Source organism: Clostridium sp., from assembly GCF_021443865.1.
GTDB lineage: Bacteria > Bacillota > Clostridia > Clostridiales > Clostridiaceae > Clostridium.
On the sequence record NZ_JABUTB010000070.1, the window covers coordinates 1 to 16,074 of the forward strand.

The window sequence follows — 16,074 nt, forward strand, 5'->3', positions numbered from 1 at the left end:
CATGCCGCATAATGAAGAGTCTTTTTTCCTATTGTCTACTTGACAGGGTCAAGTTTAAAATAGGGAGTTTTTTTCATTCCTTCATTTTTTCATTTTTTCATTCCTTCATTCCTTCATTCCTTCATTCTTTAATTAATGCTTATTTTCTTTTCTTCCTTTGTTGTCTTATATGCAGCTATTATAAAAAATGCTATTGCAAATAATAAAACTAAAAGCAAATAATTATAGGTTTCATTAAAGCTTGAACCTTGCTGAATAGCTGATATGGATTCCATAGCCCATCTAACTGGAGTAAAATAAGATATTTTTTCTATTAATGGTGGCATTACTTCAAGTGGAACAAAAGCTCCTCCTACCATAAGAAATAGCATATTAGCAAAGTTAAAAATATTTGATGCCTCTGCCCTATTTCTAGCAAAAGCACTACAGCATAGAGCAAGGCTAATTGAAACTAATCCAACTAATGCAAGAATTATAAACAATTCAATATTTCCTAATCCTGTTTCTACATTAAGAATATCTATACTTATAATTCCTAAAACAACTTGAATTAATATAGTTATATAACCACTTAATATATCTGCTAAATAATACTCTATTGTTCTAACTGGTGCCATAAATATTCTCATATAAATATTTTCATCTTTTTCCTCGAAAATTCTGTATGCTGTCCTCATTCCTCTAATTAACATAAACATAATTAAAAATCCAATATATACTTGACTTGAAAAATAGTCATTATATAAATCATTTAAACTTTCCTTATTTATACTAACAGTAATATTATTGCTGTAATTATCTATGGATTTATAATATATATCTTCATTTTTATCGCTTGCTAAAGCAATTTCTCTTAGGTTATTCATTTCCATATTAACTAAATCTTTAATTAAATTCCCAATTCCATCATCTTCTACAGCTGTAATCTTAACTTTGCTTATATCACCGTTAATAGTTTCCTTTTCTAAACCCTTATTAATTTCTATTACAACACTAATACCCTTTTCTGAAAATAAGTTTATAATATCCTCTTGCTTTACTTCTTTTACATTATATCCTTCTTTGTCTTTTAAAGAATCTATAATAAGATTACTAGTTATACTATTATCCTTATCTATTACTCCTATATTTATATAACCTGAATTCCCTCCAATTACGTTAAGCATAATATAAAGAATTAATACAGGAGCAAGTAATCCTATTAAGAACCCAAAGGGATTCTTCAGTATGTCGACTCTCAAATTATTTTTTATTAATACTAATATATTTCTCATTACCCCTGTCCTCCTTTATTGATAGTAATTCTATTATTATTATTACTGTAATTAAAGTTATTCCACCAAATAGAAGCCAATTTTTTAATACACTATTGTCTCCAGAATATATATACCTAAATATACTACTATTAAACCATCTTAATGGTGATATTTTAGTTATTATATTGAATAGTCCTTTCATGTCTCCATCTATTGCTACATATCCTCCGCCTAAAAAAGTTAACACTGGAATGATTATATTTTGTAATATTGTTGTAAAAACCTTATCATCTTCAGATAACATAGGTATTATAGTTCCTAATCCATTTACAATAATTAAAAAAGGTATCATAGCTAATGGCAATACTAATAAGTTATCTCCATAATTAACATCAAATATAATTTTACTTAAGATATAAGTTATTAAAGCAACTCCATAAGAAAATAGAAAATATCCTATAAATGATGATAAATAGTATTTTGCTGATGATATTCCTGATAGCCTTACTCTGTCTTTAATTTTATTTCTCTTATCCTGTCTAATAGAGAATAAAGGATAATTAATAAAATAGAAAAGCATAAGACCTATTTCTGCCACTCCATAATAATCCATAGAACTTGGTGTTTGTTCATAAGGTATATTTTCCTCTTCAATAAAATTTTCATTATTATTAGTTATTTCTTCTGCTTTTACTGGATTAATAGTATAGACTTCTGTTATTGCATTATACTTATCACAAATACTCTCCAAAATTTGATAAATAATAGATGATTTTATAGATGAATTATTATTAGAATATATCTCTATAGTATTTTCTTTTAAATGTAATAATATTGCTCTATTTGTTTTAACCTCTGTCTTACCGTCCTGAATATTACTTATTTCTTTTAATACTACATCTTCTATATCTTTACTTTCCTTTAGGATATCTTTAAATGTTTCAAAGACTTCCTTAGTTTTTGTGCTACCTTCATCAATATAATAAATTGATAAATCTTCAATTGCTACTTTATTATTCTCTTTATCAAAAAAAGAAGATAATGTATTACCTATTAGGAACACTAGAAATATGGGGAAAAATATCATGAATAAAAGATTTTTTGTATCTCTAACACTATTTAGTATTGTTGCTTTTATAATTGCAATCATAATTCTTCCTCCTAATCTCTTAATTTTTTTCCTGTTAATGATAAGAATACTGTCTCTAATGTTATTTCTTTAAATCCTAAATCATTTATTTTTAAATCTTCAGTAGATATTTCTTTAATTATCTCACTTATATTGTTTACTTCCTTTGCAGATGTAATAATAACATTATTATCATCAATAGAAACATCTAAAACTCCTTCTATATTTCTTAATGTTTCTACATCCACCTTATAAATATCGTCTACGCCAACATTAAATATCTTTTTATCATTAACTATATCTTTTAACTCTTCTTTGGTACCTTCTACTATAATCTTACCCTTATCAATAATTGCTATTTTGCTACATAAGCTTTCTGCTTCTTCCATGTAGTGGGTAGTGTAGATTATAGTTACTCCCTCTTTATTTAATTTTTTAACTGCTTGCATAATATTATTTCTTGATTGTGGATCTATTCCTACTGTTGGCTCGTCCATTATTAATATTTTAGGTTTATGAACTATTGCACATGCTATATTTAATCTTCTTAGCATACCACCTGAAAACTTTTCTGCTTTTTTCTTTTTAACATCTAAAAGTCCTGTAAATTCTAAAGCCTTATCAATAGCTTCATTTAATTTTTTTCCTCTTAACCCATACAGTTCCCCAAAAAACTTAACATTTTCATAGGCAGTAAAGTCTTTATAAAGTGCAATATTCTGTGGAACTAACCCTAAATGTTTTTTTATACTTTTTAAATTTTTTCTTATATCTTCCCCAAACACTTTAATTTCACCTGAGGTAGGAAATAATAATGAACAAATTAAACTAATAGTTGTACTTTTCCCAGCACCATTAGGACCTAAAATACCATATATTTCTCCTTCTTCTATAGATAAATTAATATTATCTACAGCAATAATGTCATCATACTTCTTAACTAAATCTTTAATTTCTATAACCTTCATAAATATATCCCCCTTTTCTTTAATATTATTATATAAAAAAAGACCTTGCTAAAACTCTAGCAAAGGTCATCTTTTATCTATGACAATAGTCATATATTTTTTATACTATAGGTAATACTTAAAAATTATATACCTATATTTTTTATATAATAAATTGCAATTTGTGTTCTATGAGTCAAATTCGTTTTTTGTAATATAGCTGTTATATAATTTTTAACTGTTCCTTCAGAAATATAAAGCTTCTTTGATATTTCTTTATTGCTTAAGCCTTCAGAAACTGCCTTCATTACATCTAATTCTCTTTCAGTAAAAATATTATCATCTAATTTTTCTTTTTTATTAGATGATGAAACTAAATTATTACAAAGCTTATTTAGTATTTCTTCTTGAATTACAGCTATTCCACTATTTACGAGCTTTATTGTCTCTATTATTTTATCTGGTTTAGTGTTTTTTAATAAATACCCCTTAGCTCCATTTTTTATTCCTTCTCTTATGTATTCATCTTCATCAAATGTGGTTAGAATTATTACCTTTGTTTCAGTTTTTTGTGAAACCTCTAAGGTTGCCTTAACTCCATTTATTAATGGCATTCTAACATCTACTAGGGCTATATCAATTTTATTATCTAGTAAAAAGTCAACTAAATCCTTACCATTTTCAAAGGTATCAACAACTTCAATTTCTTTATCATAAGATAAAATTATTTTTAAACTTTCTCTTATTAATGCATCATCATCTGCAATTACTAATTTTATACTCATAGGCCCCCCTAATATGGAATTAAAATAATAACATCGAAACCATCTTCATTATTAATTATCACTTTTCCATTTATATTACTTATACTTTCCTCTATATTTCTTAATCCAATGCCCTTTTTTACTTTCTCACATCCAAGTCCATTATCTTTAACTTCTAGCTTTATAAACTTATTTAATATCTCTATTTTTATTTCTATTAAATCTCCTTTAGAATACTTAATAGAATTAGTGGTTAACTCGGTTATACTGTGCATGAAAATCATCCATAAACTAGCACTAATCTTTTCAATATTACCAGTATAAGTTACTTTTCCATTTATTTTAGTTCCTTTAATTTTCTCATCTAAAATTCTTCTTATTCTGTTAATTCCAAGTTCTTCTTCAGCAGGTTTTATATTTCTTAAAGTCATCCTTATTTCATCCATACCTTTTCTTAAATTATCTATGCAAGATTCCAACATAGAAAATCCTTTTTCTTTATCCTTATCCAAGATAAATTTACTTGCTTCTAATTGAAGTAAAGTACCAGATATAGTATGGCCTATCTTATCATGTAGCCTTGAAGAAATATTATTTCTTTCCTCTAGCCTTGCTGTGTAAAGAATTTGTTCTTGTATATCAATCTCTTGTGCCATTTTCTTCTGCAAATTATATATTAACTTTCTTTGATTTTCTTGAATTTCATCTAATTTCTTTATTTTTTCAGCTTGAATTTCGTAAATCAAGATAAAAGCTAACATATTAACTAGAATTATCACTACACTTTTTAAATCACTATCTTTCGATAGAAATAATAATGGTATATTGGATAATAATATTCCTAAATATATCTTTTTTATATCTTTTGTAAATAATTCAACTATTAAAATACTAAGCATTAACATTGATATATTTATATATTTAATAGCAAAAATAACTACAAGGATAGCTTCTATTATAGAAAGGAATCTAAATAACAAGTTATATTTCTCTAACATTCCTTTAATTAATATAATTATAATATATAAAAGAATATAAAAGACTAATATCAAGTTTATACTATTATTTTCTATGCTTGTCCAAGATACATATATACTTAATATTAATTTCATTAAAATATAAATATCATACTTACTAATAAAAACACCCCCAATAGAAAATGAAGAATGAATAATGAAAAATGTAAAATTAAAGAAGAAACTCCCTTCGGAGTTTCTAAAGTATATATTTTTTTTAGTAATTCCTTTGGAATTACATCAATAATTCTACATTTTACATTCTACATTTTTAATTTAGGAGCTGTTGCCACAGCGCCCTCCTTAATTATGAATTGTGCATTGCCAATTACTTGCCGTATCTTTTTACTATATTTACTATTACTTCTACAGCTTTTTCCATAGACTCAATTGGAACATATTCGTATTTGCCGTGGAAGTTTTCTCCGCCTGCAAATATATTTGGAGTTGGTAATCCCATAAATGATAATCTAGCACCATCTGTACCACCACGAATTGGTCTAATATTAGGAGTTACATTTGCTTCTAACATCGCTTCTTTAGCATTTTCTACTATATGCATTACAGGTTCTATTTTTTCTTTCATATTATTGTATTGATCTTTTATTTCAACAATTACAGTACCTTCTCCGTATTTCTTATTTAATTTCTTTTCTACTTCTTTAAGTTTATTTTTTCTTCCTTCAAAAGTATCTGTAAAGAAATCTCTTATAATATAGCTTAATGTTGTATTTTCTACTGTTGCATTTATATCTGAAAGGTGATAGAATCCTTCATATTTTTCTGTTTTTTCAGGAACTTCATCTAAAGGAAGGCTATTTATAAATTCATTTGCCACCATAATAGAGCTTAACATCTTATTCTTAGCGTATCCTGGATGAACATTAACTCCTTTTATTTTAACTTTCACACCTGCAGCATTAAAGTTTTCAAATTCTAACTCACCTATTCTTCCGCCATCCATCGTATAAGCAAAATCTGCTCCAAAGCCTTCTACATCAAAGTGATCTGCTCCTTCACCAATTTCTTCATCTGGAGTAAAGCCAATTTTTATATCTCCATGCTTTATTTCAGGATTATTAATTAAGTATTCAACAGCTGTCATTATTTCTGCAAGACCTGCTTTATCATCAGCTCCTAAAAGTGTATTTCCATCTGTTGTAATTAATCTTTGTCCTATATATTCCTTTAATTCTGGTGAAAACTTTGGAGATAAAACTACTGAATCATTTAATTTAATATCTCCACCATCATAATTTTCAACTATTTTAGGATTTACATTTTCCCCGCTATAATCTGGTGCAGTATCCATATGAGCTATAAATCCTATTGCAGGTAAATCCTTATCACAGTTCTTTTCTAAAGTTGCATAAACATATCCATGTTCACTTATTCTTGCATCCTTTAAGCCTAGCTCTTTTAACTCATTTAATAATATTTCTGCAAGTACCAATTGTCCTTTTGTACTTGGTGTTACTCTAGTTGTTTCATCAGATTTTGTATTGATTTTTACATATTCTAAAAATCTTTCTTCTACCTTTTTCATACTGTCACTCTCCATTCTCCATTGTTTTACTACTTATTTATATAAATTATACTTTTTAATAAAACAATAGATTTTACATTTTTTATCTTATACTCTATATTTTAGCACAATAATATAAAGTAATTGTATAAAATATAATTAAAAGCATAAAATATATATGAAATTGATCCCTTTATCTACTAAAACATATAAGGAGCTGCATACGCAGCTCCTCCTTTTATAGTAGTTATTATTAATATTTATTTAAATTTGATATTATCTAAAGTTATATTTTGTAACTATACTTTCTCTATTTCCAGTTACATCATTATAATATTCATAGAAAGATAATCCTAAGAAGCTACCTGTTATATTATGAAGATTTTTATATCCAAGGTTTTGTAATGCTAGAGTTGCATTATAACTTCTTTGGCCAGTTCTACAATGTAAATAAACTGGAACATCCTTTGGTATTTCATTAACTCTTTCTCTTAATTGACTTAATGGAATATTCTTAGATCCTTTAATATGTCCATTTTCATATTCTCTAACTTCCCTAACATCTACAATGTACGCATTATTTTCTACTAATTCTCTTACCTTATCTACATTAACTTGCTTAAAATCTCCATTTAATAAATTTGAAGCAATATATCCAGCATAATTTACAACATCTTTAGCTGTACTAAATGGTGGTGCATAGCAAAGTTCTAAATCCTTTAAATCTTCTACTGTTCCACCTAATTTTATTAATGTAGCAATTATATCTACTCTCTTAGTTACATCACCCATACCTATTGCTTGAGCTCCTAAAACCTTACCTGTTGGAACTTCAAATAATAATTTAAAGTGAAGTGGCTTTGAATCTGGCATAATTCCTACTTTATCATTTGTAATTAATCTTACAATTTCATAATCTATATTCATATTTAAAGCTTTAATTAATCCTTCATTTAAGCCTGTAGATGCTGCATTATAATCAAATACTTTTATAGCAGAAGAACCTATATAACCTTTATTAATTCCTTTTTTGCCATTAATATGATCTGCAACTGATCTTGCTTGCTTTAATGCTGGACCAGCTAATGATAACTTAGTTACACTATGAGTTAATGCATTATAAACTTCAATTGCGTCACCCACTGCGTATATATCATCATCACTTGTTTTATAATTGCTATCTACTTTGATAGCACCAGTAACCCCTATTTCAAGACCTGCTTCCTTTGCTAAAGTAGTTTCTGGTGAAACACCTATTGCCATTACTACAGCTTTTGCAGAAATCTTTTTACCAGAATTTAATACTACTTTATTTTCTTCAAAGCACTCTACTTTGTCGCCTACTACTAAGTTTATTCCCTTATCATAAATTTCCTTATGTAATATTTGAACCATATCATAATCAAAAGGCTTTAATATTTGATTTAATGCCTCAACTAATGAAACATTATATCCAGCTTCTCTTAAGTTTTCAGCTGCTTCTACTCCTATAAAGCCTCCACCAATTACTGCTACATCTTTAGTATTAAGGTCTTTTACAAATTTATTTAACTTATCTATATCTACAACATTTCTGATTGTAAATACATTTACTTTATCAATACCAGGAATATTAGGAACTATAGGTTTAGCACCTGGAGATAAGATTAGTTTATCATAGCTTTCTCTATAAGTTTCACCTGTTAAATAGTTCTTAACTTCTATTTCTTTTTTTGCTCTATCTATAGCAATTACTTCACTACTTACTCTAGCTTCAATATTGTATTGTGCCTTAAATTTTTCTGGACTCATAAGAACTAACTTATCAGCTTCATCAATTATTCCACTTAAATGGTATGGAAGTGAACAATTTGAAAATGAAACGTGAGGTCCCTTTTCAAACATAATTATTTTATCCTCTTCACTTAACCTTCTAAGCCTTGCTGCTGCTGAAGCTCCACCTGCAACTCCACCAACTATTAATACTTTTTTCATACCAAAACCTCCAGTGGTTACAAAATGTAACCAAATTAATAATTAATAATGGATAATTCATAATTATTGTAAAAACTCAGAAACTGAGTTTTAATAATAAACATTATTTATAATTTAGCCCAGCTAAATTATTCCATTAATTATGCATTACGCATTGTGCATTATGCATTAGAAAATATCTATTTTCTTCTGCTTCCAACGTAAGATCCTACTCCACCTGCAACATTTACTACGTCAAATCCTAATCCTTCTAACCTGCTACAAGCTCTAGCACTTCTTCCGCCTGATTGGCAAACAATATGATATTCTTTATCCTTTTCTAGGTACTTATCTGGTTCTTCTAAAAGTTCTCCCATTGGTATGTTTTTTGCAGTTTTAATACTTCCTGATCTATATTCATAAGGTTCTCTTATATCTATTAAATTAATGTTTCCAATTAAATTATCAATATCATTAACATTGATAACCTTCCCTACAGTTTTATTAAATATTCCAAACATTTAACCATCTCCTATATAATTTCTTTACTAATTATATTGTAAATCATAATTAAAATTTTTTATGTAACTAAGTCACAATAATTGAAATATTTTCACTATTTATATATAATTTTAATATTGAAAAAATATTTTTACAAGAAGGTTGAATTTATGATAGATAAAAATCTATGCCAAACTAATGATTTTAAAAGTATAGTAATAAATAATACTCCACTAATAGATGTCCGTGCCCCTATGGAATATGAAAAGGGAGCTTTTCCTAATAGTATTAATATACCTATATTAAATAATGAAGAAAGACATATAATAGGAATTTGCTATAAGGAAAAAGGAAATGAAGAAGCCACTAAACTAGGATATAGTATAGTAGCTGGAAAAATTAAAGAAGATAGATTGAAGTTATGGACAAGCTTTATAAAATCAAATCCAGATTCTATAATTTATTGCTTTAGAGGAGGTTCTAGATCTAGAATAGCTCAAGAATGGATAAATGATGAATTGCATATGAATACTCCAAGAATATTAGGAGGTTATAAAGCCTTTCGTAATTACTTACTAGATTCATTGGTAGAAAAAAATCAAAATTATACACCTATAGTTCTTACTGGCTATACTGGTTCTGGTAAAACAATGCTATTAAAGGAATTAGAAAACTCTATAGACTTAGAAGGAATTGCTAATCATAGAGGTTCTTCTTTTGGAGCTCATGTTAAACCACAGCCAACTCAAATAAATTTTGAAAATAACTTAGCCTATGATTTAATAAATAAACAAAATAAAGGCTATAAATACTTAGTTTTTGAAGATGAAGGTAAAAACATTGGCAAAAACTTTATTCCCCAAGAGTTTTTTAATTATTTTCATTCTGGAGACATAGTTCTTTTATCCTCAAGTCTTGAAGAAAGAATAGAAAATACCTTAAATGAATATGTTATTGAGGCTCAAGAAGAATACATAAACATATATGGCTTAGAAGAAGGCCTTAAGGAATGGTTTAATTATATATATTCTAGTATGGAAAGACTAAAAAGAAGAATAGGTGGAGATAAGTTTAAAAGGGTTATAGATGAATTAAACTTAGCTTATAGTAACCAATTATCTACGGAAAATATAGAGCACCATAAATACTGGATAGAATTATTTTTAAAGGAATATTATGATCCTCTTTATAAATACTCCTTAGAAAATGTAAAAGATAAAATTATTTTTGAAGGAAATTATAATGATGTAAAAAAATATTTAAATAGCTTAAAATGAAGCTGTCGCAACAGCTCCATTTTCATTCTTATAAAAATAATTTAATTGTATAAAAACTCATTAATAAGATTTTCTGTTTCCTCAGGACTCCATTTCCTATCTATTAAATTTGCACCCTTCTTTAGTACAGGATGTACTTCATGGTAACTTTCCTTTGTGGTATTCTTATAAATTATTCCTATAGGTATACCACCCTCTCCAAATTCCTCTGCCTTTTTAAGTGCTTCATATTTATTAGTATAATCATAACTATTATCTAGTTTATAAATCCTATCCTTATACCATTTAAAAGTATTTACTTTATTAAATACAACGCAAGGTTGCATTATATCTACTAAAGCATACCCCTTATGATTCATTGCTTCTTTAATCATAGATTTAAGATGTTCTTTATCTGCTGAAAAACTTCTTGCAACAAAGGTAGCTCCTGCACTTATTGCAATTGCTAAAGGGTTCATAGCTTCCGTATATACTCCCTCAAATTGCATTGAAGTAACTTGTCCTTTTCCTGTTGTTGGAGAACCTTGTCCCTTCGTTAGTCCATAAATTTGATTATCATGAACTAAATGGACAATATCTAAATTTCTTCTAATGCAATGTAAAAAGTGATTTCCTCCTTCTCCATAGGAATCTCCGTCACCACTAGTTACTATAACCTTTAAATTTTTATTAACCATTTTTATTCCTTGTGCTGGTGGAAGCGCTCTTCCATGAAGTCCATTAAATCCATTAGATTTAATGTAATGTGGAGTTTTAGCTGCTTGCCCTATTCCAGATACTAATACCAAATCTTCAGGCATTAGACTTAATTCTGCTAATGCTTCTTTTAATGCCATTAAAATTCCAAAGTTCCCACAGCCTGGACACCATGCAATTTCATCATTACTTTTAAAAATATTTAAGTCTAACATTAAAACTCCTCCCTTCTTAGTTTTTCAACAATTTCATTTCCTGTTATTTGTCTACCATCATATTTTAATATGCTATTACTCATTAAAATTCCTGTTTCTTGAGTTATAAGCTTTCCTAATTGTCCTATATAATTTTGTTCAACATTTATTATTTTCTTTGCTTTATTATTATATAGTCTTAAATTTTTCTCTGGCAATGGATAAATATCTCCAAAACTTAAGGCACCAACCTTTATGCCTTCACTATTCAATTCATCTACAGCATCCTTTAAAGCTCCATAGGTTGACCCAAAACCTACTAATAAAATATCTAAATCTTCATTACCCATAAATTCTGGTTCTTCCATTTCAGACTTAATTAATTGAAGCTTTTTCATTCTCTTTTCCATTTGAGCCTTTCTTACACTTGAAGCTTCAGTAATATGTGCTTCTTCTGTATGCTCATCACTATCTACTAGGACAGTTTGCCCTTTTGAATTTCCTGGTATCATTCTTTCTGATATTCCATTTTCAGTAATCTTATACCTCTTATACTCTTCACCTTCTTTTAACTCTTCTCCATTAGATATATATCTTTCTATCTTAACATTACTTAAATCATATTTAGGAATAGTTATATTGGCATCTGCTAAATATTGATCTGTTAGCATAATTACTAAAGTTTGATATTTATCAGCTAAATTTAAGGCTTTTATAGTTTTATAAAATCCATCTTCTGCATTTCTTATACTTATTACAGCTCTAGGAAATTCCCCTTGTGCAGCCGTTAACAGAAAGCTTAAATCACTTTGTTCTGTCCTTGTTGGTAATCCTGTTGCTGGCCCTGGTCTTTGAGAATCTACTACTACAACTGGAGTTTCAGTTATTCCTGCAAGTCCAAAAGCCTCAACCATAAGTGATATTCCCCCTCCAGAACTTCCAGTCATAGCTCTTGCACCAGCATAAGATGCCCCTATAGCAAAATTTATAGCAGCAATTTCATCTTCAGCTTGATCAACAACAATTCCTATTTCACTTTGCTTTTTAGCTAAATAAGTCATAATGCTAGTTGCTGGTGTCATTGGATAAGCTGAGTAAAAATTTACACCTCCTGCAATTGCTCCTAAGGCTATTGCATTATTTCCATTAATTAAAATATTATTAGATAAATCTGTTCCTTGAAGTTTGTACTTTGAATCTATTAATTCATAGCCTAACTTAACAGCTTCAATATTTTTATTAATTATTTCTTCTGACAACTTACTATTAAAATATTTTTCTATTCCTTCTATTTCTATAGAAAAATACTTCAGTATTACCCCAGCTGCAACTGAAGTAAAAGCTTTTGATAAACTAAGACTCTTTGCTAATTCTAATAAGGGTAATTTCAATATTTTTTCATCATGAACCTTTATTCCCTTATCAGCTATAATAACACCGTCTTTCACAAGCTTTTCTTTATGATATAAAACAGTATTTTCATCTAAGGCAAGTATTAAATCTAATTTATCTCTGTGGGCGAATAATCTATTCTCTCCAAATCTAATTTGTATAAAGTTATGTCCTCCCCTTACTCTTGACATATAATCTTTGTTTGAAAATAAGTAAAAGCCTGATTTTTTAATGACTTTTTCTAAAAAATCACTTATAGTATCAAGACCTTGTCCGGCACTTCCTCCAATTAATATATTGTACTCCATTTAATTCCCTCCTCTTATATTTACTTATACTAAAAGATTAAATTTTTAATTGTAGTACCTCTTTTTTATCTTTTGGTTTATAGGTTATTTCCTTATGATTTATATGGAAAGAGTCGTTGTGTTTTATTATTTTCTCTAAAAACAAAGTTATTTCTCCAAGTTTTTCACCTAGATATATTTCTTTAAGTTCTCCATTATCAATAAAATCTATTTTTCTAATACAGTCTTTTAGACTATCTATACAAATAAGTGGTTTAGAAAAACTTTCGCCAAAATTTAGAGAATAGCAGCTATAAAGCTTATTTTTACTTATCCAAAGTAAGTAAACAATATTCTTCATTTCAATAATTAAGCAAGATGATAAATTCTCATCTTCATATATAATGAATTCTCTTTGTGTATATTGATCTTTTTCTAAAGAGTTATATTTGTATATTAATGATTTCTTGCCTTCTTCATTAATAATAAATAGAGAATGAATTTTTGTATCAACTAAGCAAAATGATGAATCTATATATGAACGCCTAGAAATGAAAATTATTCTATGGTTATCCCATTTTTTATTCTTTAAGTTATATGTTTTAAAAATTATTTTGAACATATTAAAAGATGTGCTAAGTATTATTAAGGATATATTTTCTTTGTCATGTAGAATTTTATAATTTATGTCTATATCACTTTTTTCTTTATAAATTATTACGCTTTCAGAACTAATATTATTTCGAAAATACACTTTAGTTGGATCACTATCTAATGTATAAAAAATAAAAGAATTATCTATTAATGAAATAGCTTTAATATTAATTGGAGTTATAAAATTAGTCTTAGTATAAAAAATAGTTTTGAAATTTACATTTCCTTCACTTAGGTGACATAAAATAATTTTTCCTGTTAAGTCTTGATATATTAAATTAATATTTGTATTATTATCTTCAAATATATAAAAATATTTAAGGCACCCTTTAGCTAAAATCTTTTTATTAACTATCTTGTTATTTATAAATTCACAGCAAATAATACCTATTTTTTCTTTATGGTAAAACTTCAATAATTTTTTATCTTTAGTTCTTAATAAAAAATCATTACATTCCTTACTTTTCATATTACACCTCCTTTAAACTATTATTTATTTCATTAGAAGGTATAAAAATAAGTTCTTCTTTTATAACATAAGTTGATATAATAGAGCTAACATCAAATATGATGAAATTACTACTTATATATGGAAAGGCCATAATCTTACTAGATGACTTAACAATAAAATCTAAATCATCACTTTCCTCTTTTGATATATATAAAACAGCCTTTTGTTTTCCTCTTAGGTTTCCTTTAATATTTAGTATTTCTTTGTTAGAATCAATATATTTTATATAATATGGAATTAAAAATTCAAAATTTAGTATTATATAATCTTCCTTGTTACTAATAAACTCTTTATTTTTACTTTCCTCAATAATCTTACAATTTTCAAAGCGTATTTCTTCTATGGTTATTTTATCACCATTAATTATCTCAACCTTTTCTTGCTGAAATATTATCTTCTCTTTATAAGTAGATAATACTTTGTTAGCTAAAATAAGCTCCCCCTTCTTTTCTTCTATATTAGTCATTGTACTGCTTAATATATCTTCATTCTTATAAGTTTCTTTTTGAATTGCTACTACGTCATAGGGATTTGAGTCTTTATCTTTAAACATTAATGTATTTAATATTTTTTTATTATAAATATCAATTAAATCTAATGCTCCTCTACCATCCTTATCCTTACTAGTTGCTAGAAGTAAAGTTTGATCCTTTAAAGCTTTAATTTTTCTGGGTTTACTTAAGGAAGTCTTTAAGCTACCTATAATACTATTTTTTGATGTGTCTATAATTTCTAATCTATTAAGTCCTGAATTCACAATATATAATATACCTAAACGCTCTTTAATATCTGTAACATCTGATCCTTTAGGAAAGCTTATATGGGAAATTTCATCAGAATTCAAATCAATTACTACTATATTTCCATTAAGCCCTAGTTTACTTATGCTTTTATTTCCTATATATACATACCTTTCTTCTTCTCCAATACAGAAGCAATTTGGATTTTCACCTATATTTTTATAACTTCTTAAAAGTCTTAGTGATACTGTGTCATAAATTTTTATTTCATTTTGAAAAATATCTAAAACGAAAAGTTTACTTCCATCTCTATTTATTTCAATACTATTAACTGCAACAAATCCACTTATTTTATTAATTAACCTATCTTCTTTTAATCCATATATGTAAACTTCTTCTGTATTAGAAACATAAATTTTTTCAGAGATGGAATCCACCTTTATATGACCATTATTAGGAATGTGTAAATTTTTTATTTCTTTTGTTGTACTATCAACAATAGTAACCTTATCATTCCTATCTGTAGCAATATATATTTTATTTTTATTATCTAAGTCTATTTCAAAGGGTCTTGGACCAACTTTAATTTCATCTATAATACTTAAGTTTTCACCATTAATTATAGAAATCTTATTAGTTCCTATATTAGATACATAAAAAGTATTTTTATTTATTGCATTCACTATGGATTCCCTCCTCTCTGCTATTCTATTAATTCATACTCCTCTTCTTTACCATTCTTTATAATTTTAAATACTGCTGTTGGGTAAATATTATTTCTATCAATCTCTAGTTTAATATTTCCCCTATCCTCTTCCTTAATCTTCAAAGCTTGTGTGCAGCTTATATTTATCTTATTTGGAGCTGTTACTAACTTTGTTTTTATATTTTTAAGCCTTAATCTATCATAAATATAAAGTGCTCTGTAATGTGAAGTAAACACCATTATATAGTCATATTCATCTAATTTCATATTCTTCTCCAATTCCTTTTGTAATTTATATTTTCATTTTATGATATTAATTTTTATAAGTTCCCAATAAGGTTAATTCCTTTTTCTAAGAAGCCTTTCCATTACAGATATATTTTTCTCTATTTCAAGTTCTTCATTAATTTTTCTATTTTCTTCTATTAATGAAGAAAGTTCTTTCTTCATTAATAAATTTTCTTCTAAAATTATTCTATTTTTATTTTCTAGTGTTATTTTTAAATCCATTTCTTCTTGAATTTTT

At 27.1% G+C, this 16,074-nt stretch carries 14 protein-coding genes and 1 pseudogene; 1 reads left to right on the plus strand and 14 read right to left on the minus strand.

All coding sequences use genetic code 11. From position 1 onward, the window contains the following. Positions 1-128: 128 nt before the first annotated feature. The 8 genes from HUJ77_RS11810 to HUJ77_RS11845 all read right to left on the minus strand — a co-directional run bounded on the left by HUJ77_RS11810 (position 129) and on the right by HUJ77_RS11845 (position 9,111). The gene (locus HUJ77_RS11810) at positions 129-1,274 is read right to left on the minus strand and encodes an ABC transporter permease (RefSeq protein ID WP_291708878.1); all 1,146 of its coding nucleotides are present in this window, start codon (positions 1,272-1,274) and stop codon (positions 129-131) included. Next, entirely contained in the window at positions 1,243-2,406 is a 1,164-nt protein-coding gene (locus HUJ77_RS11815; RefSeq protein WP_291708881.1) for an ABC transporter permease, read from the minus strand. Before HUJ77_RS11815 ends, HUJ77_RS11810 begins: the two co-directional genes overlap by 32 nt. Positions 2,407-2,417: 11 nt before the next feature. Further along, positions 2,418-3,353 carry an ABC transporter ATP-binding protein gene (locus tag HUJ77_RS11820; RefSeq protein WP_291708883.1) on the minus strand — a complete coding sequence of 312 codons (936 nt, stop codon included), beginning with the start codon at positions 3,351-3,353 and terminating at the stop codon, positions 2,418-2,420. Between the two features lie 125 nt (positions 3,354-3,478). Further along, positions 3,479-4,117: a response regulator transcription factor gene (locus HUJ77_RS11825; protein WP_291708885.1), complete on the minus strand. Its 639-nt coding sequence runs from the start codon at positions 4,115-4,117 to the stop codon at positions 3,479-3,481. Positions 4,118-4,125: 8 nt separating this feature from the next. Next, a complete protein-coding gene (locus HUJ77_RS11830; protein ID WP_291708887.1) occupies positions 4,126-5,076 on the minus strand; it encodes a histidine kinase in 951 nt (316 codons plus the stop codon). A 364-nt stretch (positions 5,077-5,440) separates the two neighbouring features. Then, complete coding sequence (pepT, locus tag HUJ77_RS11835; RefSeq protein ID WP_291708889.1) at positions 5,441-6,673, minus strand: peptidase T; 1,233 nt, start codon at positions 6,671-6,673, stop codon at positions 5,441-5,443. A 240-nt stretch (positions 6,674-6,913) separates the two neighbouring features. After that, positions 6,914-8,611: an FAD-dependent oxidoreductase gene (locus tag HUJ77_RS11840; protein WP_291708890.1), complete on the minus strand. Its 1,698-nt coding sequence runs from the start codon at positions 8,609-8,611 to the stop codon at positions 6,914-6,916. 179 nt (positions 8,612-8,790) lie between these two features. Beyond that, entirely contained in the window at positions 8,791-9,111 is a 321-nt protein-coding gene (locus tag HUJ77_RS11845) for a rhodanese-like domain-containing protein (RefSeq protein WP_291708892.1), read from the minus strand. Positions 9,112-9,261: 150 nt separating this feature from the next. On the opposite strand from HUJ77_RS11845, the gene mnmH reads away from it, so the two are divergent. After that, positions 9,262-10,368, plus strand: coding sequence for a tRNA 2-selenouridine(34) synthase MnmH (mnmH, locus tag HUJ77_RS11850; protein ID WP_291708894.1), 1,107 nt, complete (start codon positions 9,262-9,264; stop codon positions 10,366-10,368). Positions 10,369-10,409: 41 nt separating this feature from the next. On the opposite strand, the gene HUJ77_RS11855 is transcribed toward mnmH, so the two are convergent. The 6 genes and pseudogenes from HUJ77_RS11855 to HUJ77_RS11880 form a co-directional block, all read right to left on the minus strand. Continuing rightward, positions 10,410-11,279: a 2-oxoacid:ferredoxin oxidoreductase subunit beta gene (locus HUJ77_RS11855; protein WP_291708895.1), complete on the minus strand. Its 870-nt coding sequence runs from the start codon at positions 11,277-11,279 to the stop codon at positions 10,410-10,412. Beyond that, complete coding sequence (locus HUJ77_RS11860) at positions 11,279-12,958, minus strand: 2-oxoacid:acceptor oxidoreductase subunit alpha (protein WP_291708897.1); 1,680 nt, start codon at positions 12,956-12,958, stop codon at positions 11,279-11,281. Before HUJ77_RS11860 ends, HUJ77_RS11855 begins: the two co-directional genes overlap by 1 nt. A gap of 37 nt (positions 12,959-12,995) precedes the next feature. Continuing rightward, positions 12,996-14,060 (minus strand): hypothetical protein, encoded by a 1,065-nt coding sequence (locus tag HUJ77_RS11865; RefSeq protein WP_291708899.1) that lies wholly within the window; start codon positions 14,058-14,060, stop codon positions 12,996-12,998. Between the two features lies 1 nt (position 14,061). Further along, the gene (locus HUJ77_RS11870) at positions 14,062-15,525 is read right to left on the minus strand and encodes a YncE family protein (protein ID WP_291708901.1); all 1,464 of its coding nucleotides are present in this window, start codon (positions 15,523-15,525) and stop codon (positions 14,062-14,064) included. 20 nt (positions 15,526-15,545) lie between these two features. Then, the gene (locus HUJ77_RS11875; protein WP_291708903.1) at positions 15,546-15,815 is read right to left on the minus strand and encodes a DUF3343 domain-containing protein; all 270 of its coding nucleotides are present in this window, start codon (positions 15,813-15,815) and stop codon (positions 15,546-15,548) included. A gap of 72 nt (positions 15,816-15,887) precedes the next feature. Continuing rightward, positions 15,888-16,074, minus strand: a pseudogene (locus HUJ77_RS11880) (hypothetical protein); the annotation flags it as partial.

Coding starts and splice junctions, on each gene's coding strand:
- HUJ77_RS11860 (WP_291708897.1), bottom strand. CDS start 12,958: ATGGAGTACAATATATTAATTGGAGGAAGTGCCGGACAAGGTCTTGAT.
- HUJ77_RS11865 (WP_291708899.1), bottom strand. CDS start 14,060: ATGAAAAGTAAGGAATGTAATGATTTTTTATTAAGAACTAAAGATAAA.
- HUJ77_RS11820 (WP_291708883.1), bottom strand. CDS start 3,353: ATGAAGGTTATAGAAATTAAAGATTTAGTTAAGAAGTATGATGACATT.
- HUJ77_RS11840 (WP_291708890.1), bottom strand. CDS start 8,611: ATGAAAAAAGTATTAATAGTTGGTGGAGTTGCAGGTGGAGCTTCAGCA.
- mnmH (WP_291708894.1), top strand. CDS start 9,262: ATGATAGATAAAAATCTATGCCAAACTAATGATTTTAAAAGTATAGTA.
- HUJ77_RS11875 (WP_291708903.1), bottom strand. CDS start 15,815: ATGAAATTAGATGAATATGACTATATAATGGTGTTTACTTCACATTAC.
- HUJ77_RS11845 (WP_291708892.1), bottom strand. CDS start 9,111: ATGTTTGGAATATTTAATAAAACTGTAGGGAAGGTTATCAATGTTAAT.
- pepT (WP_291708889.1), bottom strand. CDS start 6,673: ATGGAGAGTGACAGTATGAAAAAGGTAGAAGAAAGATTTTTAGAATAT.
- HUJ77_RS11825 (WP_291708885.1), bottom strand. CDS start 4,117: ATGAGTATAAAATTAGTAATTGCAGATGATGATGCATTAATAAGAGAA.
- HUJ77_RS11855 (WP_291708895.1), bottom strand. CDS start 11,279: ATGTTAGACTTAAATATTTTTAAAAGTAATGATGAAATTGCATGGTGT.
- HUJ77_RS11815 (WP_291708881.1), bottom strand. CDS start 2,406: ATGATTGCAATTATAAAAGCAACAATACTAAATAGTGTTAGAGATACA.
- HUJ77_RS11810 (WP_291708878.1), bottom strand. CDS start 1,274: ATGAGAAATATATTAGTATTAATAAAAAATAATTTGAGAGTCGACATA.